Below are 24,348 nucleotides of genomic sequence, written 5' to 3' on the forward strand. Positions count from 1 at the left end.
CTATCCGCACTTCACCCCGGTCGAGTGGTGCGGGCAGTACCCGAACGGGTTCTTGTACAGGTACTGCTGGTGCTCGTCCTCGGCGAGGTAGTACTCGCCCGCATCGGTATCCGATAAGAGCTTGACTTCGGTGGTGGTCTTGCCAAAGCCGGCATCGCCAAGCCGGTCAGCGTAGGCAGCCACCAGCTTGTCGATGACCTCCTTATCCTCCCCCGTCCGCGGATAGAACGCGGAGCGGTACTGGGTGCCCACGTCGTTGCCCTGGCGGTAGCCCTGGGTCGGGTCGTGCGCCTCCAGCGCCTTGACCACGAGCTCGCGCAGGCCCACGCGCTGCGGGTCGTAGACCACCTCGACCACCTCGGCGTGGTTGGTCTTTCCCGAGCACACTTCGTAGTACGTCGGGTTGGGCGTAACCCCGCCGGCATAGCCCGCCGAGGTGGCCTCGACGCCCGCGGTGTTCCAGTACATCTTTTCCACGCCCCAGAAGCAGCCGATACCCACGATGAGGGACTTCTGCCCGTCCTTCCACGGCCCGGTGATGGGGGTGCCCAGCACCGCGTGCGGGCGGGGATCGATGACCGGTGTCGCCCGGCCCGGCAGCGCGTCGTCGGCCGAAACCAGCGCGGGGGCGGTGCCGAAAAGGAAACCCATGATCCTCCTTTGAACAAAGCTGTCTAGTCGATACGGGAAGAATACGACGAGGACAGTCGACGTGGCAACGAATTTTTCCAACGTCCCCGTTGCGGAATTGCCAGACGTGTTTACTATGGGCGGCGTACCTCAACGAAAGGATAGATAGACATGGCTGTATACGAACTTCCTGACCTGCCGTACTCATACGACGCTCTGGAGCCGCACATCTCCGCGGAGATCATGGAGCTGCACCACGACAAGCACCACAACACCTACGTGAAGGGTGCGAACGCGGCTCTCGAGGCTCTCGAGGAGGAGCGCAACGGCGAGGCTAACCCGGACAAGCTGCGCGCACTGTCGAAGAACCTGTCCTTCAACCTGGGTGGCCACACCAACCACTCCATCTTCTGGAAGAACATGTCCCCGAACGGTGGCGGCCAGCCGACCGGCGAGCTCGCCGAGGCCATCGAGCGCGACTTCGGTTCCTTCGAGAAGTTCCAGGCTCACTTCGCGGGCGTTGCCACCTCCCTGCAGGGCTCCGGCTGGGCCGTCCTCGGCTGGGACCACATCGCGGGCCGCCTCATTATCGAGCAGCTCACCGACCAGGCCGGTAACACCTCCATCGACCTGACCCCGGTCCTCATGCTCGATATGTGGGAGCACGCTTACTACCTGCAGTACAAGAACGTGAAGGGCGACTACGTCAAGGCCTTCTGGAACGTCGTGAACTGGGACGACGTTGCAGAGCGCTTCGCCAAGGCTTCCGCTCACTAAAAAGCCGCGGCGAGGATGACTCGCTCCCCACGGTTCGACCGGCTTTCCCTTTTTAAGGGGAGGCCGGTCTTTTTATATGCCCCGCCTTATTAAACTGAGTAGGCGTGAATAAGCTGCGCGAATTCTCCCCGCGGGTGTGGCACCGCCGCGCCAGCAAGCCGGTCAGCGTGTGGATGCTGGTCTTCCTCGTCGCGGGCCTGCTCCACGTCTTCATCCCCAACTCGCGGTGGGTACTGGTCCACCTGTTCACCCTCGGCGTGGTGACCAACAGCGTGGTGCTGTGGTCGCAGCATTTGGCGGAGAAATTCACCCAGACGCGAGCGCCGGATTCCGCCCGGCCGGTCCAGTTGCGGCGGATTTATATTCTCAACGGCGGCATCGTGGTGACGGTATGCGGGCAGTTGCTGGGGTTTGCGCCGCTTACCCAACTCGGCGCGCTCATCGTGGCGGCCATGGTGGCCTGGCACGGGGTGTCGCTGTGGCAGCACTGGCGCACGGTTGCAGCAGCAAAACGCTTTCGCGTCATCGTGTTGGGCTACGTCGGTTCCGCGGCGTGCCTGCCCGTGGGGGCGTTTTTGGGCGGGTGCTTGGCGATGCTCCCCCGCGACCCCCTCTACACCCGCTTACTGTTCGCCCACATTGCGGCCAACGTCGCGGGCTTTGTGGGGCTGGCGGCGGCCGCGAGCCTCACCGTTTTGTTCCCGGGAATTTGGCGCACCCGGGGTTCTTTCCACCGCATGCACGCCACCCTGGCGCTTCTGGGCGTCGGCGTGGTCGTCGCCGCGGTAGGTGCGCTGAGCGGGTGGTACGCCCTTTCGGCCGCGGGCCTGGCCGTCTATGCGGCGGGCTGGCTGTGGAGCGCGCAGCAGTGGGTCGGCCACGTTGGCGACGTCCTGCGCGACCCGCGCGACCGGGTGAACTTCTCGTCCGTCTCGGTGCTCGCGGCGGTGGCGTGGCTTTCGCTCACCGTGGTCTACTTCGCGGTGCAGCTCGCGCTCGTCGGGGAGGCTGCCCAGCTGCCCACCCTACCGCTGGTCATCGGTTTCGCCGCCCAGCTGCTCATTGGCGTGATGAGTTATCTTCTGCCCACCACGATGGGCGGCGGGCCCGGCGCGGTGCGCGCGGGGCTGTACGAAAATTGGCGGCTCGGCCTGCTGCGCTCCACGCTGCTCAATGGCGGGCTGGTGCTGTGGATGACCGCCACGACGTCGTGGTTCGCGGTCGCCGCGGCGGTCGTATGCATCGCGCCGCTGGCGGTCTACCCCATCCTGCAGGCCCGGGCTGTGAAAGCGCAGAAACCCGTGCTGATGCGCAAGACCACCGGGCCGGCGGCCCAGACCCAGACGCCGTGGTGGCAGGTGGGCGTCGGCGTGGGCACCCTCGCGCTTATGGCTCTGGTGTTCCGAGCGTTCTAATCCCCGGCGCGCCGCGGTCCATCCACTCGCGGATCGCCCGGGTCGCCCGGGCGTCGTCGGCGTTGTACTGCAAAAGCGCCCGCCGCATCGCGTCGTCGCCGCGCACCGCGATCCGGCGTGCGCGCACCGATTCCTCACCGTCGAAGTCGCCCTGCGCCCAGGTGAACCCGGCCTCGGGCGCGACCACCTTGAGCCCGATCCCGCGCGGCCCGGCGAACTCGCGCCGCACGTAGCGGAAGACGTCGACCCACTCGTCGGAGGCGATGAACTCCTCCACCGCGGTACGGCTCGGCTGGCCCGGGCCGAGGTGCTCGAAGCGCGCGGATGACTGTCGCATCCAGTGGTTTTCCCCGCCGGCGGCAAAGCAGTAGGCGGCGAACGTCTGGCCGGCTGCATGCGCCTGCGCGCGCGTGGCCATGAGCCAGTCCCAGAACTCGGCGAAGTTGGCGGCCTCCGCCTTGCCGCCCAGCGGTTCCCAGGTGACGAAGGGGTGGTAGCGCCCGGCGTCGTCCAGCGCGCCCCACAAATACGCGCCTTCGTCCAGGTACGCCTCCATGTCGATGTCCACCTCTACGTCGGCGCGTGGGACGCGCACCGCCGCGCCCGGCCGCTTGAGCAGCGGCACCCCGGCGCGCCAGGCGGCGGCGAGTTCGGAGTGGGGTGACAGGTGGGCATCGATAAGCGCTTGCACCGTGTCGATGCCCTCGTCCCGCAACTTATCGCCGCGGTCGCCGGGGAGGTAGAGGCTCAAGTCGTCCGCGGCGCGCAGCTCTTTCTCGCACAGCGGCCAGAAACGGCAGGTGTCGCACTCCTTGACCCGCCGCGGGGCAGTGGGCAGCGGCGCGTCGAGGGCGCGCTGGAGCGCGGGCTGGTAGCGGGCGGTGTCGGTGAAAAACGCTGTCCCACGGTCCTGGCCGATGGCCGCGCCGCGGCCCGAGTCGACGCCCAGCGCCTCCAGCGCGCGGGCGGCCAGGCCCAGCCGGTAGCCGTCGACGGTGTGATGGCGCGGCTTGTAGTTCAGCTCGAGCGGCTGCGAGAGCCCGAGGCGGTGCGTGGGGACGCCCGGTGTGGTGGCCTCCGGGTGCGGGCGGGCGACGCGGTGGTTGGACACGATGACGGGGATATACGTGCCCTCCGGGGTGCGCAGCAGCAGGTCGATCTCCACGCGCCAGGGGTGCTCGGCACCTTCCGCAGAACTCAGGCAGGCGCCCACGATGTGCGTGTCCCCGGCGGCGATCGCCTCGAGGGTAGCCAGTTCCCGCTCCCACGGGTCCGCGGCGGGCAGCTCGCCGAGGTCGACTCGGCGGAAGGGCACGCGGCGGGAGTCGGACTTGTGCGGAAACTTCTCCCACGCGGCGGCGCGGCCGACGTCCTGGCGGGCGGCGCGTTCGAGCGAGTGCGCGGTGGGCGGGATGTCCGGATGCGCTCGCTTTTGCCGGAGCCGGTAGCGGCAGCCGACGAGATCAGACGCTCGCACCTTGTCATTCACACCGCGTGAGCTTAACGCAGCAGACAAGGTAATGTTGAACGCAGCGTGGATAAGCACTTGGATAACCGACTAGTTAGGGACCTATCTCGATGAACATCCTGAAGCGTTTCCGCAAATCTCGATCTGCCGCGCGTGCCCAGATTAAGGCCGCACAGGCCCGCGCCCGCGCGGAGGTCAAGCACGCCGATAAGGCCACCGCGCGCCGCGAGAAGCTGCTGACCAAGGCGGAGCGCCAGCTGGTTAAGTCCGAGGAAAAGGACCTAAAGCGCCGCCGCAAGCACGAGCACAAGCAGGCGAAGCTGGAGCTGCAGAAGCTGCGCGAGGGGCGGGTGAATTCCGGCACCGTGAAGCGCTACGCGGGCACCGCACGTGCCATCGCGCCGCTGGCGCTGCCGCTTATCTACCGCGGCCTGGTCGCCCTGCGCCAGCGCGGCGAGGACCGGCGCGCCCACAGCATGGGCCTGACCAGCGATGAGCTGTCGGCTTTTAGCGGCCACGGTGCGTCCCTGAAGGCGCGGACCAACGGCATCCGGAAGAACTTGGCGGCCAGCGCGCTGCCGGCGGGTTTCCAGAAGGATGCGGAATCGCGTCTCGATGAGCTGGACGCGGCCATCGATAATGCGGAATACATGACCGCTCAGCAGCGCCGCCGCGCGCACGCGTCCATCCAAGGCGATATCGACGGCGTGACTGAGGAAATTCAGCGCCGCATTACGTCCCACCAGTAGCTTTCCCCCGTCACGGCCGCGTGTGTTCCTGCACGCGGCCGTTTCGCGTATTTAAGCTGCGTGTTCCGCGTCCACCCCGCCCCTCGGCTTGTTAGGCAATGCTTCCCTTTCCCAGATTAATTCCCACCTAATTGCCACGGAATAAACTGGTTTAAACTCCACACATTTGGCACAATGAGTTTCAGCGACCGGAAAGAACGCTGAACATAAAGTCCCCAATGTGTAAGGAGCTCTCTTATGGCACGCCGCGAAGTAACGCAATACTACGACGATCTGGATAACACCCAGCTTTCTGAGGACGAAGTGGAAATCATCCGCTTCGGAGTCGGAAACAAGAACTACATTCTCGATGTTTCCAAGGAGAACGCCGAGAAGTTCCACGAGGCGCTGGCCCCCTTCATCGAGGCAGCCCGCCGCGCGCCGGAGACGTCAAAGAAGAACAACAACGCCAACCGCGTCAATCCGCGCGAGGTCCGTGACTGGGCACAGCAGCGCGGCATCGAGGTGGCCCGCCGCGGCAAGATCCCGTCCGAGATCATCCAGCAGTACAAGGACGCCCACGGCCTGCGCTAAAGCACGCCCTGCTCCCGCGCCGCGGCGACAGCCGACGTGCGCGAACGCGCCCCGAGCTTGTCGTAAATGTGCACGAGGTGCGACTTCACCGTCGCCTCGGACAGCATAAGGTCGTGGCCGATCTGCCGGTTCGACGAGCCCTCCGCCACGAGGCTGAGCACCTCGAGCTCGCGCGGGGTCAGTGACGAGCGCGGAGTGCGGACCCTGGTCATCAGCCGGTCCGCCACCCCCGGTGAGAGCGCCGAATCGCCCTGCGCGGTCGACCGAACGGCGGCGGTGAGCTCTTCCGGCGGGGCGTCTTTCAGCATGTAGCCCACGGCGCCCGCCTCCACCGCGCCGAGGATGTCGGCGTCGGTGTCGTAGTTCGTCACCACGAGAATCTTCGGCGGGTGGTCCATCGTCCGCCGCAGCTCGGCGGTGGCCTGCGCGCCGTTCATCACCCGAGTGCCCTCGATGCCCGCGCCGAAGCGCAGGTCCATCAGGATGACGTCGATGCCACCGGCCTGCGCGGCGGACACGGCCGCCTCCGCGGTGGCGACTTCGCCTACCACTTCGATGTCCTCGGCCTCTTCGAGGACCGCCCGCAAGCCAAGACGGACGATTTCGTGATCGTCGGCCAAAAGGACCCTAATCACTCGCGCTCTCCCATCCTTCATCTCGATGTCTCGGAAGGTTAGTCCGAAAGTTTAGTCGACGTCCCCAACTAAAGGTAGGCAGACCGACACGGCCGTCCCGTCCCCCGGGGTGGATTCGATGGTCAGCTCCCCGCCGACCTCGGCCGCGCGCCGCCGCATCGCCGCGAGCCCAACGTGCCCCGGTTCGTTGGGCTGCGTATCCGGAATGAAACCGCGGCCGTTATCCACGACATCGACACGCACTTCGTCTGGGTTGTAGGTCAGGGTGACCCGGGCCTTCGACGCCCCGCTGTGTTTGACAATGTTGCCCACCGCCCCCTGCGCCACCCGCAGCAAAGTCGCCTCAATGCACATGGGCAGCTGCTGCTGCGTCCCCTCCACGTCGACGTCGATGGTCATCTCACCCGCGCCCGCGAAACCGTCGGCCATGCGCTCGAGCGCGCTGGCGAGCGAGGTGGTGGCGAGTCCCGCCGGCTGGAGGGCGGCGATCATCGCCCGCGCTTCGAGCAGGTTGTCCGCCGCGGTTCGGCGGGCCAGCTCGATGCGTTCCCGTCCGCGCGCAGTGTCCCCGGCGTTGAGATCGCGGTCCGCCGCGTGGAGCAGCATCTGGATGGACGACAAGCCTTGGGCGATGGTGTCGTGGATTTCGTGCGCGATGCGCTGGCGCTCGGCGTTGACGCCCGCGGTGTGTTCGGATTCCGCCAGCTGCGAGCGGGTCTCCACCAGCTCTTGGATAAGGTCCTCGCGGTCGGCACTGATTTTCGCCATGGCACCCAAGGCGTAGGTGATGGCGATGGTCACCAGCGCGGACACCGCCGGGCCCATGACGCCGCCGAAGGTGAGCCCGTCGGGGATCTGCTTGCCGATGGCCACCCCCGTCGCCAGCAACACCGCCACGACGCCGACGCCAAACTCGAGGACGCGCAGGTAGACGAAGAAAAGCGTGAAGATGAGGTAGACCGCCGCACGCGAGACGAACAGATCGCCTACCCACACGATGGTCAACAGAGTGATCCAGCCCCACGTGGCCACCTTGGGCGCGTGTTCCAGGTAGCGCGAGCCGACGAGGTAGATGACGGCGAAAGAGCTCAGCAGGCCCAGGTTGAGCGCGGCCTGAGTCAGCGGCATTTCCAGCGAGGAGGCGATGCACACCACCAGCAGGACCGTGGTGAGAACGTGCACCCCGTTGCGCAGGACCTCCGCTTCGAGGGTCCAGTTCTTGGCGGCATTATCGATGCTGGTGGACATGGTTTCACAGCCTACTTCGCGGGCGCTGTAGTGTAATAGTGCCCCTTTTTCGATGTCGGAGGAAGAACTCGTGCTAGCACTGTTCATGTACCCGGTTTCGGGCATCCTTAAGCTGTGGCATTCGCTGGTGCACAGCGTCGTGCCGGAGAATGCCGCCTGGCTTATTTCCCTCGTGCTGCTGGTGCTGACCGTGCGCGGTCTGATTGCCCCGCTGAACTGGATGTCCGTCCTCGCCGGGCGCCGCGCCGCGTTGATGCGTCCGGAAAAACTGGAGCTCGACGAGCGGAAGAAGCAGGCGTCCAGTGTGGCCGAGATGAAGGAACTGCTCAAAGAAGAGCAGGCGCTGACGAAGAAGTACAACTACAACCCGCTCGTGGGCTGCCTTCCGTCACTCATCATGATTCCGGCGTTTTTGGGCCTTTACCGCGTGATTCTCGGGATGGCGCAGCCGCAGGCGAAGGATCACATCGGCCTGCTTAACCATCACGACGTCGAGGCGTTCCGCGCCACCGAGTTGTCCAACATCCCGCTTCCCGCGTACGTATCGATGCCCGCCGACACCGCCAACTACCTGGGCGTGACTGGCGATGACGTGCGCTCTTTCATCACCCCCCTCCTCATCGCCGCGCTCGTGTGCACGGTGCTCAACATGATCATCTCGCAGGCGCGCACGTACTCGACCCTGCAGTACGACCAGGGCGTCACGCGCCGAATGTTCTACTTCATGATTGTCATGACGGCGCTTATCCCGTTCATGTTGTGGAGCGCCGCCATGACCGGCCCGGTGCCGGTGGCGGTCATCCTGTATTGGTTCTGCAGTAACTTGTTCACGCTGTTGCAGACGATTGTTTTCGAGTTCATTCTGCGCAAGCGCTACCCGCTTACCGATGCCGTGCACGACCTCCGCCGCCGCTCCCGCGCCGCGTTTAAGGAAAACAAGCGGCAGGCGAAGCCGAGCAAGGCGGAGAAAGACGCCGAGCGTGACCGTAAGCGCACCCAGGCAAAGCTGCAGGGCGAGGCGCGCAAGGAGCTCATGGCCGAAAAGCGCGCCCAGAAGGCAGCCGCTGAGTCTGGCTCCGCCACCGGCTCCACCCCCGCGCCAGAATCGACCGACACCGCTTCAGCCGATTCCATTCCAACCGATCCCACCGCAACCGGCCCCGATGCGGCCGACACCGCTCCAACCGATCCCGCCCCGTCCAGCCCCGCCGCAGCCAACGCCGATGCGGCCGACACCACTCCAACCGATCCCCCCCAATTCAACTCTGCGGACCCCAGCGCGAATTCCAGCGAGCAGACCGGTCGCCATCACTTGCGCGACGACTAGCCGCCCTTGACGCGCCCGTTTGGCAAGAACTGATTCCCTCGAGGCGGCGCGCGAAGCGTACAGCATGCGGCCTTGCGCCGCATCTTTTGCCAGCCAATCCTGTGGATAACTCCCAATTTTCCGACTTTTCGGCCCAGCCTCGGTCTTACGGGGCCTAGTTATCCACAGGCGCCTTCCCTACCTCTAGACGTGGGTTGCCGGGCGCTTTAGGTTCAGGCTCATGACTCTCACGAACCCGACGTCCTCTCCGGTCACCGCCTCTGCTTCCGGGCCAGCTTCCGGCCACGCCTCCGCTGCGGGCTCCGCACACTCCACTGACCCCGCGTCTGTTCTCAAGGCGTTCGCCGGGTTGCTTGCCGACGGCCTCAGCCTCCTCACCGCCTGCCGCGGCCACACCCGCGACGAGCTGATAGCCCTCGGTGTGCCGGATACCACCGCCCGGGATTTAACCAAGCTTGCAGAGACCTACTTCGGCCAGACTGCCTATACCCGCCTGCGGGAACAAACTTTGCAAGCTATCGCTGACAACCACCACAGCCTTGTCACCCTGCTGGCGGTAGAAAAGCTCACCAACCAACTCAAACACGCCCGCGACAAGTGGAAACTACGCCACCACGCCGCCGGACACCACGGCGCCACCAGCGCTGTATGCACCGCCGCCAGGGCCTACTCCCGACGCCTGAAAGACCCACCCAGGCCACCAGAACCAGGCCTGGACATCATCCGCCGCAAAGACGGCGACACCTGGACACTGAAACTCCACGCCACCAGCGACCAAATCGCCGAAATGGCCCAACACATCACCCGCCCAGAAGACCTCCTCGGCCTTATCCGCCACCACGAACACACCACCACACACCCCACTGACAACCCCACCAACACAGCAGCGGATAGCTCCCACACCACCGACGACTACGCTGCTCCGGAGGTAGCGACCCAACACGTCACCTGCCACGACTGCGGCGCGGTCACCAAAGCCACCCAAGTCGTTTCTGGGTTGCGCACCAACGTGATCATCACCCTCGACCAACTGACCGACATCCTCAACGACGACGGTGACGACGTGCTGCTGAAAATGACCAACGGGGCGACCATCACCGGCGCCGAGTTGGTTACCCGGATGCTTGCTGACATCGGCCTTGTCACCCTCGTCCACCCAGTCGAAGGGCCGATCAACCTCTACCGACTCAGCCGCTTCGCCAACTACAAGCAACGCCTCATGGCAATGGCTGAAAACCCCACCTGCCCCTGGGACGGATGCCACCACCCCGCAGACACCGCCCAAATCCACCACCTCAAAGCGTGGACACACGGCGGAAATACCAACCCGAAGAACCTGACAGTGGCCTGCCCGTACCACAACGGCGTCAACGACGACGACCCATCAAAACCCCGCCGCGGCCGACTGGAGCGCGTCAACGGCAAAATCCGCCGCATCCCACCCTGGGCCACCACCTACCAACCCTCATAACCAACCAGCCCACATAAACAGCCAGCCTGCACCAACAACCAGCCTGGATAAACAACCAGCCCGCAGAAGCAGCCAGACTGCATAAGTAGCCAGCCGGCATAAACAGCCAGACTGCGTACACCGCCGAACGGGCCCCCGCAACAGAAAGAAGGCAGACAGAATGGTGCCCGTAAGAAGAAAACGATCGGGAGGGGTTGTAGGACCGCCCGGGTGAGCAGCCTGAATTGAAAACGAGGAATTCTCGCGCGGAGTTTAAAAGGGGGTTTTCGGCGCCGGGCTTGGGCGTCGGGCCTTAAGCGTGGAACGCCACTGCCGGGCGGCAGGGCAAATCCGGCCGCGCATTACCCGACCGCGGAATCGCGGAGCGGGCAATTCGGCATGGGTTAATTCAAGAAGGCTGCGGCTGCGCGCGGGTGAAGGCTAAATCGAGTAGTCCGCCGGCGGGGCCGACAGCATCTGCTGCGCGAGCTCGCGGGCAGTGGAGATGGGCTCGATCGACTTCTCGATGCGCGCGCCGGCAAGCCCGCCATCAAGGAACACGAGCAACTGCGAGGCCTGGTGACCGGACGGGTACCCATTCTTGCCATTCAGCAGCGCCGTCAGCGTGGAATGGACCCACTCCCGGTGCTTAATACACGCCGCGACGATGCCGCGCTCCGACTCGGTCTCCGGACGCGGGTACTCACCTGCCGCGTTGAGGAAGTGGTCACCGCGGAAGTCCTTTTGCGGCTCATCCTCCATTGCCTTATCGAAGAAGGCGAGAATCTTATCCTGCGGCTCCTTGAGATCCGCCACGCGCTCTTCCCACTCCGCGCGGTACTGCTCGTCCAGCTGCTCGATGTAGGCGATGACGAGCGCGTCCTTCGAGCCAAACAGGGAGTACAACGACGCCTTGGCCACATCGGCCTCGCGAAGAATGCGGTCGATGCCGATGACCCGGATGCCCTCCGTGGTAAAGAGGTTCGTCGCCGACTTGAGCAGGCGGGTACGCGGGCTCGGACGGTTGCGACGCGATTTCTTTGCGGGCACAGGTCTGGTCCTTTCCACGGCCAACTCGACGGTGTCGGTTATACACAATATAGACAAACCGGTATGTACGCGAATTACATTCACCGGCTGCGCAAGCATAGTAAACGAATGCCGCGGCGCATAACGCGGGTTACCGCGCCAAGAAGCCTCGGCCGAAAGGATCAGCGGCCAGCAACTCGCCAGAAGCACCCAACCGGAGGAGCACCCCCAAAACGCGAAAATGCCCGCGAGCACCAGCTCACGGGCACGAACGCCACGCTTAGGCCAAGCGCCTAAGCGGCGACCGCTAACTTACGCGCGCGGGCCGCCTGCAGCGGAGCGCTTGATGGCGTTAACGATCCAGATAAGGATGCAAGCACCGACAACTGCGGTCAGCAGGGTAACGAACCAGCCAGCACCGGTGGTGCCCAGGATTGCCTGCAGGATCCAGCCACCGACGACACCGCCGATGATGCCGGTGATGATGTTCATAAGCAGGCTCTCGTCGGTCTTCATGATCTTCTCAGCGATCCAACCAGCGATACCGCCGATAATGATCCAACCGATCCAACCAAGGTTGGAGAAGGACGCGCCGTTGTCAGCTGCCAGAGTGATGATATCCATGTCAAAAACTCCTTAGGGATTTTTGGGGCGTTTACGCCCTGTTAACGTGCGCCGCCCATCGTGCCAGAACTTCACCACACCTGCCACACCCGTATAGGTTCGTTATAAGATCTCGACTTTTTCGAAACCTCCTTGATATACACGAAAAAGGCCCTCAGCGGGCCATAAAGACCAGCTGAGGGCTAGCGCGCCAGCGCTTCTAGTCGACCGGGCGGACGACCATCAGCGGGCACGGCGCGGACTGCAACAAAGCACGCGACGTCGAACCCAAAAGCATGCCCTTGAAGCCGCCGCGACCGTGGGAACCGACGACGAGCAGCTGGGCGCCCGCCGCGGCATCGGAAAGCGCACGCACCGGACGGTCACGGGTGATGACCTTCTTCACCTGCACGTCCGGGTACTGCTTTTCCAGCTCCGCGAGGTTCTCATCGAGCAAGTCCTTCTGCTCGCGCTCCACCTCCGGCCAATCGGCCTGCGCGGCGGACAGCCCCGCCAGCGAAGACTGCAGCTGCATGTCCATCCAGGTGTGCACGGCGATGAGGTCAGCACCACGCGCGGACGCCTCCGCGAACGCCGCCTCCGTCGCCTTGTGCGAAACCTCAGAACCGTCGACGCCGATAACAACCGGCCCGTACTTGGTCTCCTCGGTCACCGCGGTGTCCTCGCGCACCACCACGACGGAGCAGTTCGCGTGGGACACGACGGACGCGGACACCGAGCCCATGACCATGCCGGTCAGCCCGCCCATGCCGCGGGACCCCATGACAATCGTGGTCACGTCGTTCGACATTTCCAGCAGCATGTCGATGGGCGAGCCTTCAGCAATGGTGTGCCCGATCTTGATGTCCGGCGCGACCTCGAGCGCAATCTTGCGCGCGGCGTCGATCTTTTCGGAGGTCTCGGTCTGGAGCTCATCGAAAAGCTCCTGCGGCGGAACCATGCCCTCGGCGTAGAGGAACTGCGGCATCGTGTAGCTGGACGCGAGTCGCAGCGCGGTGCCCCGCTTGGCAGCAGCGTTCGCCGCCCAACGAACCGCCTGGTTGGATGCGTCTGAACCGTCGACCGCAACGACGATGATATCTTCTTTAGCCATCAGTTCCGTCCTTTCGCACGAGCTACCTTGGTACCTCTATTATATCCGCCTGCCAGCAGAAATACAGAGCCTTATTTCGGGATCTCGATGGGGTGGGCCGCCTCTGCGTTGGACGGGGAGAAGATTCCGTAGAGGAATTCTGCGATGTTGCGGATGACTTGGCCGATGCCGGTCGAGAAGAAATCGATAACCGGGGCAAGGAGAGCGTCAAAGTTCATGGCCAAGAGATTACACCACCGTAAAGGATTCGTACCCCTCCCTGTGAAAGATGGGTTGAACCCCACTCGCGTGCGGGTGCCTGACGATGCCCCGGTGATGCGCGCTGGGGACTTCTTGCGGGAGGTCATCGGCAAGCAACGGCACCGTCACCCAGACGACGGTGAGGCCGCCCTGGTGGCCCGGTTCACGGCTGGGGAGGTGGTTCTGCGGGACCAGACGGTGCTGCGCCCCGATTCGCCGGTGCGTGCGGGACAGGACGTGTGGTTTTATCGCATGCCGGCGCCGGAGCGGCGCGTGCCTTTCGAGGTGCCGGTGGTCTACGAGGACGACGACATTCTGGTGGCGGACAAACCGCCGTTTATGGCCACGATGCCCCGGGCGCAGCATATTACGGAAACGGCGACGGTGCGGCTGCGGCGTGCGACGGGTATTGATGAGCTATCGCCGGCGCACCGGCTCGACCGGATGACCGCGGGGCTTTTGCTGTTTACGAAGCGGCGCGCGATTCGCGGGGCGTATCAGACGTTGTTCGCCCGACGGGAGGTGGAAAAGACCTACGAGGCGGTGGCTGGTCTGCGCAATGTGGCGGCGCCTACGCGGTGGGCGTCGCGGATGTCCAAGACGCCGGGCGAGCTGCAGGGGCGGATTGAAACCGGGGAGCCGAATGCGTTTACCGATGTCGTCGGGGTGCGCGCGTTGGGGCGTAGTGAAACGGATAAGCTGCGGGCCGTGCACGGCGGGGACGGCCCGTTGGGCTTGTATACCCTGCAGCCGCTGACGGGTAAGACGCATCAACTGCGGTTGCACATGTGGCAGGCCGGGGTGCCGATTCTGGGGGATCCGCTCTACCCCGACGTTGTGCGCGGCGCGGAGGATTTCGGGGTGCCGCTGCGGTTAAAGGCCGTGCGCCTTCGCTTTCGGGACCCGCTGACCGGCGCCGACCGGGAGTTCCGCAGCGGCGGTGTTGTTTAGTCCGCGGTGGTGTAGCTCCGGTTGCGGTAGGCACGGAAGATGCCGCTGATAAGGGCGGCGGCGAACATCGGGATGACGCCGAGGATGAGCAGGTCGGACGGGTTGACGGTCGCGAAGGCACCGTCGGGCTGCTCGCCGGTCATGGCAAGTAGGGCGCAGATGGCGAGCGACGCCACGCTTGCCGATGTCGCCAGCACAAAGCTTCCCGTCCAGTACTTCGGTGCCATCACCTCGCCGATAACGCCGGCGATGATGGCGGGCACGATGATGGGGCTCAGCGCTGCGAGGTCGTCGCCGCCGACCGCGAACGAAAGGGCGTAGGACAGGCCGATGCCGACCAACCCAACGAGCACCGGGCCGACCCAGCCGCGTTCGCGGGCGAGGCTTTCGCGCGAGTTAATGAGGAGCGTGATGACGAAAAGCGCGATGAAGGGGATGATGCAATAACCGAGAACGCTCATTGGAAGCCTCCTTGAAGGCAGGTAGATTCGCGCCGGCGCGCGTTCAGCTGCGCGGCGAATGGCGTTTGGGCAAAAAGCTTATCGGATAGCGGCCGTTAGGCGGCGTAGCTGCGGCATCTAGGCGTGTGTGGCCGTCTGCTAGCCTCCCGCCCTTCTCGCTTTGGCTACTCCTCGCGTACCGCGGCCGGTCGGAGAGGGCGACTGGCTAGTTGAGTCAGTTCCCGCCGCTGATGGCTGCGTGTCGCCCGCTTCCTACAAGCCCCGTTGTGCCTGTTTTTGGATCGTAAGCACCTGTTTCGTGTGTGGATTGGGTTCTTACGATCCAGAATCAGGCGCTGCGCAGGGGTCCGACCGTCTATAAAGCAGCTGCTTATATCGATATTCCCCCGAAGGCCCACGGTTGTGGCGGGGTACGTCGTGTCCGCGGCGGTGTGGGGTGCACGTTTTGTGATCGTAAGGTCGTGTGTGGCGCTTGTATGGGTGGCTTGTGATCTCGTTTTGTGCGCTGCGGCAGGCGTAGACCGTAACCTGGGCGCTGTTGACAGAGTATTTGCACCCTCGCCTGCTTCCTACAAACCTCGGTGCCTGTATTTGGATCGAAAGGCCTTATTTGGTGGGCGGTGTGGGCCCTTACGATCCAGAATCAGGCGGGTAGTGCACGTTGTGTGATCGCAAGGCTGTCTGTGGCGCCGGTATCGGTGGCTCGCGATCTCGTTTCGTGCGCCACGGCAGGCAAAGCCAGCGAGCTTACGTCCGTGAAAAGGGCCACCGCACCCCGAGGGGGCGAACACTGACGGCAGGAAGGGAAGCCCACCTGCGGTGGGTGAAAGGTGGGTGTGTAAAACGTAAAAAGAAGGGAGGGGCACAAACACCCTTGGTGTGGTGTTTGTACCTCTCCCTTTTCTTTTTGGGGTTGTATTGAGTTGTGTGAAAAATAGTGTCGGCGGTTACTTACTCTCCCACACCCTGGCGGGTGCAGTACCATCAGCGTGGGCAGGCTTAGCTTCCGGGTTCGGAATGGGTACCGGGCGTTGCCCTGCCACTATCACCACCGACAAACCTATAAGGGCTTGTCCATGTCATTATTTTGTTTGTGTGCACACCTTTGGGTGGTGTGTCAGATACTGCATAGTGGACGCGAAACCAAAATGGTGTGATTGTGACCCGACTGTGTTGTGTGGGTCTTTTTTGTTTTGGTTGTGTTTGTTCGGCGGATTAGTACCAGTCACCTTCACGTGTTACCACGCGTCCAGATCTGGCCTATCAACCCCATAGTCTATAGGGCGCCTCAAGTATGAAACCTCATCTTAGAACAGGCTTCCCGCTTAGATGCTTTCAGCGGTTATCCTTCCCGTACGTAGCCAACCAGCCATACCCCTGGCGGGATAACTGGCACACTAGAGGTACGTCCGTCCCGGTCCTCTCGTACTAGGGACAGATTTCTTCAAGTTTCCACGCGCGCGGCGGATAGAGACCGAACTGTCTCACGACGTTCTGAACCCAGCTCGCGTGCCGCTTTAATGGGCGAACAGCCCAACCCTTGGGACCTACTCCAGCCCCAGGATGCGACGAGCCGACATCGAGGTGCCAAACCATCCCGTCGATATGAACTCTTGGGGAAGATCAGCCTGTTATCCCCGGGGTACCTTTTATCCGATGAGCGACACCACATCCACAAGTAGGTGCCGGATCACTAGTCCCGACTTTCGTCCCTGCTCGACATGTCTGTCTCACAGTCAAGCTCCCTTGTGCACTTACACTCAACACCTGATTGCCAACCAGGCTGAGGGAACCTTTGGGCGCCTCCGTTACCATTTAGGAGGCAACCGCCCCAGTTAAACTACCCACCAGGCACTGTCCCCAACCCAGATCATGGGCCAAGGTTAGACAGCCAATCCGGCCAGAGTGGTATTTCACCAACGACTCCACCACCACTAGCGTGATAGCTTCATAGTCTCCCACCTATCCTACACAAACCGAACCGACTGGCAATACCAAGCTATAGTGAAGGTCCCGGGGTCTTTTCGTCCTGCCGCGCGTAACGAGCATCTTCACTCGTAATGCAATTTCACCGGGCCTGTGGTTGAGACAGCAGAGGTCTCGTTACGCCATTCGTGCAGGTCGGAACTTACCCGACAAGGAATTTCGCTACCTTAGGATGGTTATAGTTACCACCGCCGTTTACTGGGGCTTAAATTCTCCGCTTCGACCCACAAGGGTCTAACAGGTCCTCGTAACCTTCCAGCACCGGGCAGGCGTCAGTCCATATACATCAACTTACCGTCTTCGCATAGACCTGTGTTTTTGATAAACAGTCGGACCCCTCTATTCTCTGCGACCCACCACCAGGTGGGCCCCCCATCTCCCGAAGTTACGGGGGCATTTTGCCGAATTCCTTAACCACAGTTCACCCGAACGCCTTAGTATGCTCAACCTGACTACCTGTGTCGGTTTCGGGTACGGGCCATAAACACACATCGCTAGAGGCTTTTCTCGACACCACAAGCACACCACATTCAACCCAAAAAAGGGTCTATGCATCACGCCTCACGCATAACACAGACCGGATTTGCCTAGCCTGCACGCTCGATGCGCTTACACCAACAATCCACTAAGCGGCGTGGCTGCCCTGATGCGTCACCCCATCACGTGGACCACAGATAAGGCCCCACCGCACACACACCAACAACCACACCCCGAAAGGTGCAGCGAAAGTCAGTATGTGTTTGGTGGTTAGTATCACTGCTTTACCAGGGGCGCGTGTTTACGGGTACCAGAATATCAACTGGTTATCCATCGACTACGCCTGTCGGCCTCGCCTTAGGTCCCGACTCACCCTGGGAAGACGAACTTGACCCAGGAACCCTTAGTCATCCGGCGGTAAGGATTCTCACCTTACAATTCGTTACTCATGCCTGCATTCTCACTCGCACACATTCCACCACTCCTTACAGTATGGCTTCACCACATGCACGACGCTCCCCTACCCAAACAACAAAAAGTTGCTTGCCGCGGCTTCGGCGGTGTGCTTGAGCCCCACTACATTATCGGCGCAGAACCACTCGACCAGTGAGCTATTACGCACTCTTTCAAGGATGGCTGCTTCTAAGCCAACCTCCTGGCTGTCTTCGCGATCCCACATCCTTTCCCACTTAGCACACCCTTAGGGGCCTTAACCGGCGATCTGGGCTGTATCCCTCGCGACCATGGAGCTTATCCCCCACAGACTCACTGCCGCACCAACACTTATGGCATTCGGAGTTTGGCTGATGTTGCTAAGATGATAGTCCCGCTCAACCAACCAGTAGCTCTACCTCCACAAGGCCTAACGTGCGACGCTGCACCTAAATGCATTTCGGGGAGAACCAGCTATCACGGAGTTTGATTAGCCTTTCACCCCTACCCACAACTCATCCCCGCAGTTTTCAACCTACGTGGGTTCGCGCCTCCACAACCTCTTACAATTGCTTCACACTGGCCATGGGTAGATCACCCCGCTTCGGGTCTTGGACACACCACTAAAAACACCCCATTAGGATTCGGTTTCCCTACGGCTACCCCACACACGGGTTAACCTCGCGACATGCCGCAAACTCGCAGGCTCATTCTTCAAAAGGCACGCCATCACACACACAAAGGTGCTCTGACGGATTGTCAGCACACAGTTTCAGGAACTATTTCACTCCCCTCCCGGGGTACTTTTCACCATTCCCTCACGGTACTATCCACTATCGGTCACACTGAGTATTTCGGCTTACCGGGTGGTCCCGGCAGATTCACAACAGATTCCACGAGCCCGTTGCTACTCGGGAAAAGACACAACACAACCACACACAGCCTTCAGCTACAGGACTCTCACCTGCTCCGGTCGACCATCCCAGGCCAGTTCACCTAACTGTCGCAGCCATGCTCCAGGCTGGCAGACCCAGACACATCAATCCCAACAACACCGCATGCGCAACCACTGCCACGTATCACACACACACGGTTTAGCCACATCCACGTTCGCTCGCCGCTACTAGCAGAATCATAAAATATTATTTCCTTCTCCTACGGGTACTGAGATGTTTCACTTCCCCGCGTAACCCCCACACCCGCTATACATTCACGAGCTGGTACCACCCAATAACAGGCAGTAGGTTTCCCCATTCGGACACCCTCGGATCAACGCTCCTTTGACAACTCCCCGAGGCCTATCGCGGCCTAGCACGTCCTTCATCGGCTCAGCATGCCAAGGCATCCACCATGCGCCTCAACGACAACACACCAAGATGACCCAACAACACACAAAAAATAATCACATCACACACACAAACAACACACCCACACACAACCAGCCACACACACGTATGACCAGTCACATGCAGCATGTTGCACGTATTCAGATGCTCGCGTCCACTATACAGTTCTCACACACCACCCCACCCCAGAAGCAACCACCACACACAAACAACGTGGCGGCACCACCAGAATGGGCACACAATAAAGGGACATGATGCCCCAGACACCCAACAATGCACCAACATTTGCCAAAAGAAAAAAATTAACCGTGTCCTCATTACCAACCACAGCCCATTGGCCTGACCAGGCTGGCCACGCACCCACAACCACACACTCATTCACGGCGTGATGCAGGCGTCCACAAAAGGTGGCGGAACCACAACCGGATCCACAAACCACCAACACAGCCTGCAACTGCAGACCACAAAAATAAAGCTCCTTAGAAAGGAGGTGATCCAGCCGCACCTTCCGGTACGGCTACCTTGTTACGACTTCGTCCCAATCGCCGATCCCACCTTCGACGGCTCCCTAACAAGTTTGGGCCACCGGCTTCGGGTGTTACCAACTTTCATGACGTGACGGGCGGTGTGTACAAGGCCCGGGAACGTATTCACCGCAGCATTGCTGATCTGCGATTACTAGCGACTCCGACTTCATGGGGTCGAGTTGCAGACCCCAATCCGAACTACGACCGGCTTTCAAGCGATTAGCTCCACCTCACAGTATCGCCACGCGTTGTACCGACCATTGTAGCATGTGTGAAGCCCTGGACATAAGGGGCATGATGATTTGACGTCATCCCCACCTTCCTCCGAGTTAACCCCGGCAGTCTCTCATGAGTCCCCAACCAAATGCTGGCAACATAAGACAAGGGTTGCGCTCGTTGCGGGACTTAACCCAACATCTCACGACACGAGCTGACGACAACCATGCACCACCTGTACACCAACCACAAAGGGAAAACGTATCTCTACGCCTGTCTGGTGCATGTCAAGCCCAGGTAAGGTTCTTCGCGTTGCATCGAATTAATCCACATGCTCCGCCGCTTGTGCGGGCCCCCGTCAATTCCTTTGAGTTTTAGCCTTGCGGCCGTACTCCCCAGGCGGGGCGCTTAACACGTTAGCTACGGCACGAAACCCGTGGAAGGGCCTCACACCTAGCGCCCACCGTTTACGGCATGGACTACCAGGGTATCTAATCCTGTTCGCTACCCATGCTTTCGCTCCTCAGCGTCAGTAACTGCCCAGTAACCTGCCTTCGCCATCGGCGTTCTGCCTGATATCTGCGCATTTCACCGCTACACCAGGCATTCCAGCTACCCCTACAGCACTCAAGCATGCCCGTATCGCCTGCACGCCCGGAGTTAAGCCCCGGAATTTCACAGACGACGCGACACACCACCTACGAGCCCTTTACGCCCAGTAATTCCGGACAACGCTCGCACCCTACGTATTACCGCGGCTGCTGGCACGTAGTTAGCCGGTGCTTCTTCTCCAGGTACCGTCACAAAAAGCTTCGTCCCTAGCGAAAGGAGTTTACAACCCGAAGGCCTTCATCCCCCACGCGGCGTCGCTGCATCAGGGTTTCCCCCATTGTGCAATATTCCCCACTGCTGCCTCCCGTAGGAGTCTGGGCCGTATCTCAGTCCCAATGTGACCGTCCACCCTCTCAGGCCGGCTACCCGTCGCCGTCTTGGTAGGCCATTACCCCACCAACAAACTGATAGGCCGCGAGCTCATCCCACACCAGAAAAAACCTTTCCACCACACACACCAAAGTGCGGTCCTATCCGGTATTAGACCCAGTTTCCCAGGCTTATCCCGAAGTGCAGGGCAGATCACCCACGTGTTACTCACCCGTTCGCCACTCGAGTACTCCAGCAAGCTGGAGCCTTTCCGTTCGACTTGCATGTGTTAAGCACGCCGCCAGCGTTCGTCCTGAGCCAGGATCAAACTCTCCACAAAAAATTGTGAGACATCAAAGCCCAAAAGAGCCTGACACCCAGCAAAAAAATTACCAAACAAACCAACCCCCACAATCAACGAGGAAAAACCAGGGGCTGGCCAAAACAAACATTGGCACACTATTGAGTTCTCACACATCACAACCACTCATGCGGCTCAGACAAGCGATTGCCTGTCCCGCGATGAGGATTAAATTTTGTCTGCCAGTCGCTCCCGAAACCGCACCTTTTGTTAGACTCTGTGGAGTCTGACTCAGTGCGTCGTTCGCGCTGACTTGGAATAAGTTACACACCGTTTTTGCACTTCACAAATCGCCTGGTCAGGCGCGCTTTTTCTGCGCTCTTTTTAACGTGCTTAAAGCCCTTGAGATGGCACCGGTTAGCGACCTCGCGCCGACGCGGCTTACCGGGCGGGACTGCGAGACGGCAGGGCGGGCAGGCGGCCTGTGTTCCGCAAAGAGAGCCCCAGCAGCGACCTTCAACATCAATGAGCTCTAGCTAGCGGTAGAGCCCTCGGCTCTCGGCAACCCGGTCCACGAGGTCATGCAACTCGTCGCGGGTGTAATCGATGCGTACCGCTTCATCGACAAGCGGGGCGAGATACTCGCCGGCAAACTCGCCACGCCGGCGCTCGCGGATGATCTCACCCGCCCCCGGGGCGACGAACATGCCGATGCCGCGTTGTTTGGTGATCACGTGGGCATCGACAAGCACGGCTAGCCCCTTCCGGGCAGTCGCAGGATTGATCTCATGAAACGCGGCGAGCTGGTTCGTGGATGGGACTCGGTCACCCTCCTTGAGGATGCCGTCCACGATGGAATCCTCCAGCAGCTTGGCTATCTGCTGGAAAAGGGGCTGAACCGTTGCATCCATAGTCACTCGCGGAGTCGTAGCTGCAGGTTAGTTAGTCGAGTAACTAACCTCGAACGGCCACCGGTTTACCAGATCCCGGGCCGCCCGGCATTTTACTGGCTTTTACCTGCTCTTTCGCCGAAGGTGATCGACGTTTGGAGCGCAATCATGCACACTGGGAGAAGTAGATTTTAGTTAGCACAATAAGAAACGGAACTTAGGAGCCATGCTTGAACGCACAACTGTCTTTGTCGACACGTCTTACCTGCTTGCAAGCTTTTACAACTCGCTAGAAATCGGCGCTCGCGCGCAACTGGAAATCGATCTCCCAGAGGTGGTGGCCACCCTCGGGTCGATGATTGAGAATCAGCTCGGCCATCCTGTCCATCGCCAGAACTGGTACGACGGCATTCCGGACACCGGCCCGCACCGCTACCAGCGTGCGCTGCGCACGTGCAATGGCGTACAGCTGCGGACCGGGCAGCTCATCGAGTGGGGCGAACGCCGCGCGCAAAAGGGTGTGGACACACGCCTCGTGGCGGACATGGTCATCGCCGGCCTCAACCAGCAGGTCACCGACTTCGTACTGGTCTCCGGCGATGCCGACATGATTCCCGGCGTCGAGGAAGCTGCCAACAACGGCATCCGCGTGCATCTGTACGGGTTCGGGTGGGACTCCATGTCCTCCGCCCTGCGTCACGCCTGCGACACGACGACGATCCTCGACCCGCGCGAGGACTTCGCCGACGCCATGAAACTGCAGATCCTCGAAGGGCCGCTGCCGCCCACCATCCGCGAACCACGCGGCGAGGACGAGCGTGACGATGCCGACACCAGCGAGCCGGGCGACACCGGCCAGGACGCCGGACAGAACGCCGGCGACCACGCCGAGCGCGCCGAGGCGTCCGGGGCCACCGAGCCGTACTCCAACACGACGCCCGAAGGTGACCACGCGCACGATTCCGCCAAGGCCGGCGCGAACAGCGCGGAGGCCGCCGAGGTCAGCGCGGATCCGGCGCAGTCGTCGACCGTGGAGAACTCGCTGTCCCGGGATGGGGCGCGCACCTCCGCGCCCACCCCAGCCGACGTGGCGAAACACTGCGGCCCGACGAATGACGGCGGAACCGACTCCGAGTCAGGGGCCGAGCCTGCGCAGAACAAGGACGCGAGCGAAGACAAGAAAGCGGAAAGCCCCGGGAATGGGTCCGACGAGCCGGCCAAGCCCGCGCCGTCGCAGTCCCCGACCACCCCAAGCTCCATGCCGTCGAAGGGGCGCCCGGCGGGCCGGCCGAAGCCGTCGATGATGGCGCCGCGCCGCAAGCTGCGATCCCGCTACGTCCCGCTGCCCGAGGAGGTGTGGGCCTCCGCCGGATTCCAGACCCCCTTCGACGTCGGGCAGCAGTACGCGTCCTGGTGGTTCGATAACGCCGCCACCGCGGAGCAGCGCGACCAGGCGCACCTTCTATCGGGCGGCGGGCTTCCCCCGGAGGTCGACCGCCCGCTGCTGCAGTTCGCGTGCGAGACGCTGCACGAATACACGCTCAGCGAGTCGCAGCGCGTCAACCTGCGCGACGGGTTCCACTCCGGAATCCGCGGCGTGCTCATTAATATCCGCCGCGGCGGCTAGGGGCCGCGCCGGCCTTTTCGGGGCCGAGCCTGGGTAAAGGCCGGCCGTTACGCGCGGTCGGTGTCGTCGGTCTCCGCGTCGCCGGTGGCCGCGTTCCCGCCGGCCGCAGAATCCGACCCCGCACCTTCGGTAAGCGCCTTGTTGGCCGCGCCGTCTGCGGAGCCTGCGCTTGCCGATGCCCCCGATTCCAGCTGGTTCTCCCCGGAACCGGTGGAGCCCATGGAGGAACGAATCTCGTCGAGGCGCGCGGACGCCTTCATGTCGCGGCCCGCCGAGGTGATCTCCTGCATGCGATCAGCGCCGCCCGCCTGCGACAACTCCTGCGCGCCGAGCGCCGTGGAGTAGCGCTTCTCGATCTTTTCGCGCACCGAGTCCAGGGTGGGCACGCTGTCATCGGTGTTGAACTGGCGCATCGAGTCCATGGCCTCGGCGCTCTTTTCCTGCATCGCTGCCTGATCGGCCTGGGCGCGCAGCTTGTTCACCTCATTGAGCTGCTCCTTCAGGCGCGCCTCAGACTGCTTTTGCTGCTGCTGCGCCTGCTCGGCAGCCTGCTCCGCCGCGCGGTACTGGCCCTTGATGGACTCGATTTCCTCTTCAACCGAGACCAGCTGCGACGCCACGACCTCGGCGGCCTGGTTGTACTCGCTCGCCTTCTGGCTGTCGCCCTCGGCGGTGGCCTTGTCAGCCAGCTGGACGGCCTGGCGCGCCTGGGACTGGTACTCCTCCTGCTTGCCCAGCAGGCGGTTGAGCTGCATTTCCAGCTGCTTCTTATTACCAATCACCTCGGCAGCCTGCTGCGAGATGGCCTGGTGCTGCTTCTTTGCCGCCTCGACCGCCTGCTCGATCTGGACCTTCGGGTCCGCGTTCTCATCGATCTTGTGGTCGAGGGAAGCCATCAAGTGCTTCCAGCCCTTGGAAAACGGGTTAGCCATGATCTAACTCCTAGTGGATGTGG

General features: G+C 62.1%; 19 protein-coding genes and 3 rRNA genes. 8 read left to right on the plus strand and 14 right to left on the minus strand.

What is annotated here, in order from left to right:
- A complete protein-coding gene (gene msrA, locus CMASS_RS09855; RefSeq protein WP_022863485.1) occupies positions 1–651 on the minus strand; it encodes a peptide-methionine (S)-S-oxide reductase MsrA in 651 nt (216 codons plus the stop codon).
- 150 nt (positions 652–801) lie between these two features.
- Here msrA and CMASS_RS09860 point away from each other — a divergent pair, with 150 nt between their 5' ends.
- The gene (locus CMASS_RS09860) at positions 802–1,407 is read left to right on the plus strand and encodes a superoxide dismutase (protein WP_022863484.1); all 606 of its coding nucleotides are present in this window, start codon (positions 802–804) and stop codon (positions 1,405–1,407) included.
- Between the two features lie 104 nt (positions 1,408–1,511).
- On the plus strand, positions 1,512–2,822 hold the full coding sequence (locus tag CMASS_RS09865) for a hypothetical protein (RefSeq protein WP_022863483.1): 1,311 nt from the start codon (positions 1,512–1,514) through the stop codon (positions 2,820–2,822).
- On the opposite strand, the gene CMASS_RS09870 is transcribed toward CMASS_RS09865, so the two are convergent.
- Positions 2,794–4,311: a TM0106 family RecB-like putative nuclease gene (locus tag CMASS_RS09870; protein ID WP_027018764.1), complete on the minus strand. Its 1,518-nt coding sequence runs from the start codon at positions 4,309–4,311 to the stop codon at positions 2,794–2,796. The genes CMASS_RS09865 and CMASS_RS09870 overlap by 29 nt on opposite strands.
- A gap of 89 nt (positions 4,312–4,400) precedes the next feature.
- Here CMASS_RS09870 and CMASS_RS09875 point away from each other — a divergent pair, with 89 nt between their 5' ends.
- Together CMASS_RS09875 and CMASS_RS09880 are read left to right on the plus strand one after the other, a co-directional pair.
- Positions 4,401–5,039 (plus strand): DUF6474 family protein, encoded by a 639-nt coding sequence (locus CMASS_RS09875; RefSeq protein WP_022863481.1) that lies wholly within the window; start codon positions 4,401–4,403, stop codon positions 5,037–5,039.
- 237 nt (positions 5,040–5,276) lie between these two features.
- Positions 5,277–5,612: a histone-like nucleoid-structuring protein Lsr2 gene (locus CMASS_RS09880; RefSeq protein ID WP_022863480.1), complete on the plus strand. Its 336-nt coding sequence runs from the start codon at positions 5,277–5,279 to the stop codon at positions 5,610–5,612.
- Here CMASS_RS09880 and CMASS_RS09885 read toward each other — a convergent pair.
- Positions 5,609–6,247, minus strand: a complete 639-nt coding sequence (locus CMASS_RS09885; protein ID WP_022863479.1) for a response regulator — start codon at positions 6,245–6,247, stop codon at positions 5,609–5,611. The two genes, CMASS_RS09880 and CMASS_RS09885, sit on opposite strands and share 4 nt — an antisense overlap.
- A 51-nt stretch (positions 6,248–6,298) precedes the next feature.
- The gene (locus tag CMASS_RS09890; RefSeq protein ID WP_022863478.1) at positions 6,299–7,495 is read right to left on the minus strand and encodes a sensor histidine kinase; all 1,197 of its coding nucleotides are present in this window, start codon (positions 7,493–7,495) and stop codon (positions 6,299–6,301) included.
- Positions 7,496–7,547: 52 nt separating this feature from the next.
- On the opposite strand from CMASS_RS09890, the gene yidC reads away from it, so the two are divergent.
- On the plus strand, positions 7,548–8,822 hold the full coding sequence (gene yidC, locus CMASS_RS09895) for a membrane protein insertase YidC (protein ID WP_022863477.1): 1,275 nt from the start codon (positions 7,548–7,550) through the stop codon (positions 8,820–8,822).
- Positions 8,823–9,042: 220 nt separating this feature from the next.
- A complete protein-coding gene (locus tag CMASS_RS09900) occupies positions 9,043–10,293 on the plus strand; it encodes an HNH endonuclease signature motif containing protein (RefSeq protein ID WP_022863476.1) in 1,251 nt (416 codons plus the stop codon).
- Between the two features lie 420 nt (positions 10,294–10,713).
- Here the strand turns inward: CMASS_RS09900 and CMASS_RS09905 are convergent, their stop codons facing one another.
- The 4 genes from CMASS_RS09905 to CMASS_RS09920 all read right to left on the minus strand — a co-directional run bounded on the left by CMASS_RS09905 (position 10,714) and on the right by CMASS_RS09920 (position 13,236).
- Positions 10,714–11,322: a TetR/AcrR family transcriptional regulator gene (locus CMASS_RS09905; RefSeq protein ID WP_022863475.1), complete on the minus strand. Its 609-nt coding sequence runs from the start codon at positions 11,320–11,322 to the stop codon at positions 10,714–10,716.
- A 291-nt stretch (positions 11,323–11,613) separates the two neighbouring features.
- Positions 11,614–11,925 (minus strand): GlsB/YeaQ/YmgE family stress response membrane protein, encoded by a 312-nt coding sequence (locus CMASS_RS09910; RefSeq protein WP_022863474.1) that lies wholly within the window; start codon positions 11,923–11,925, stop codon positions 11,614–11,616.
- A 199-nt stretch (positions 11,926–12,124) separates the two neighbouring features.
- Positions 12,125–13,018, minus strand: a complete 894-nt coding sequence (locus CMASS_RS09915; protein ID WP_022863473.1) for a universal stress protein — start codon at positions 13,016–13,018, stop codon at positions 12,125–12,127.
- 71 nt (positions 13,019–13,089) lie between these two features.
- Positions 13,090–13,236 (minus strand): hypothetical protein, encoded by a 147-nt coding sequence (locus CMASS_RS09920; RefSeq protein ID WP_022863472.1) that lies wholly within the window; start codon positions 13,234–13,236, stop codon positions 13,090–13,092.
- Between CMASS_RS09920 and CMASS_RS09925 the strand changes: the two genes are divergently transcribed.
- Complete coding sequence (locus CMASS_RS09925; protein WP_084684440.1) at positions 13,172–14,209, plus strand: pseudouridine synthase; 1,038 nt, start codon at positions 13,172–13,174, stop codon at positions 14,207–14,209. The two genes, CMASS_RS09920 and CMASS_RS09925, sit on opposite strands and share 65 nt — an antisense overlap.
- On the opposite strand, the gene CMASS_RS09930 is transcribed toward CMASS_RS09925, so the two are convergent.
- The 5 genes from CMASS_RS09930 to CMASS_RS09950 all read right to left on the minus strand — a co-directional run bounded on the left by CMASS_RS09930 (position 14,206) and on the right by CMASS_RS09950 (position 21,787).
- Positions 14,206–14,670 (minus strand): hypothetical protein, encoded by a 465-nt coding sequence (locus tag CMASS_RS09930; protein ID WP_022863470.1) that lies wholly within the window; start codon positions 14,668–14,670, stop codon positions 14,206–14,208. The two genes, CMASS_RS09925 and CMASS_RS09930, sit on opposite strands and share 4 nt — an antisense overlap.
- Positions 14,671–15,608: 938 nt before the next feature.
- Positions 15,609–15,726 (minus strand): 5S ribosomal RNA (gene rrf, locus CMASS_RS09935).
- Positions 15,727–15,864: 138 nt separating this feature from the next.
- Positions 15,865–18,938: ribosomal RNA gene (locus CMASS_RS09940) — 23S ribosomal RNA — on the minus strand.
- A gap of 456 nt (positions 18,939–19,394) precedes the next feature.
- Positions 19,395–20,915: ribosomal RNA gene (locus tag CMASS_RS09945) — 16S ribosomal RNA — on the minus strand.
- Together the 16S, 23S and 5S rRNA genes form the textbook arrangement of a ribosomal RNA operon.
- 497 nt (positions 20,916–21,412) lie before the next feature.
- Positions 21,413–21,787, minus strand: coding sequence for a GntR family transcriptional regulator (locus CMASS_RS09950; RefSeq protein WP_022863299.1), 375 nt, complete (start codon positions 21,785–21,787; stop codon positions 21,413–21,415).
- Between the two features lie 205 nt (positions 21,788–21,992).
- Between CMASS_RS09950 and CMASS_RS09955 the strand changes: the two genes are divergently transcribed.
- Positions 21,993–23,393 carry an NYN domain-containing protein gene (locus CMASS_RS09955; protein ID WP_022863300.1) on the plus strand — a complete coding sequence of 467 codons (1,401 nt, stop codon included), beginning with the start codon at positions 21,993–21,995 and terminating at the stop codon, positions 23,391–23,393.
- Between the two features lie 47 nt (positions 23,394–23,440).
- Here CMASS_RS09955 and CMASS_RS09960 read toward each other — a convergent pair whose 3' ends face one another.
- A complete protein-coding gene (locus CMASS_RS09960; protein WP_022863301.1) occupies positions 23,441–24,325 on the minus strand; it encodes a PspA/IM30 family protein in 885 nt (294 codons plus the stop codon).
- Positions 24,326–24,348 lie beyond the last annotated feature (23 nt).

The sequence above is a fragment of the Corynebacterium massiliense DSM 45435 genome, from assembly GCF_028609805.1.
Classification (GTDB): domain Bacteria; phylum Actinomycetota; class Actinomycetes; order Mycobacteriales; family Mycobacteriaceae; genus Corynebacterium; species Corynebacterium massiliense.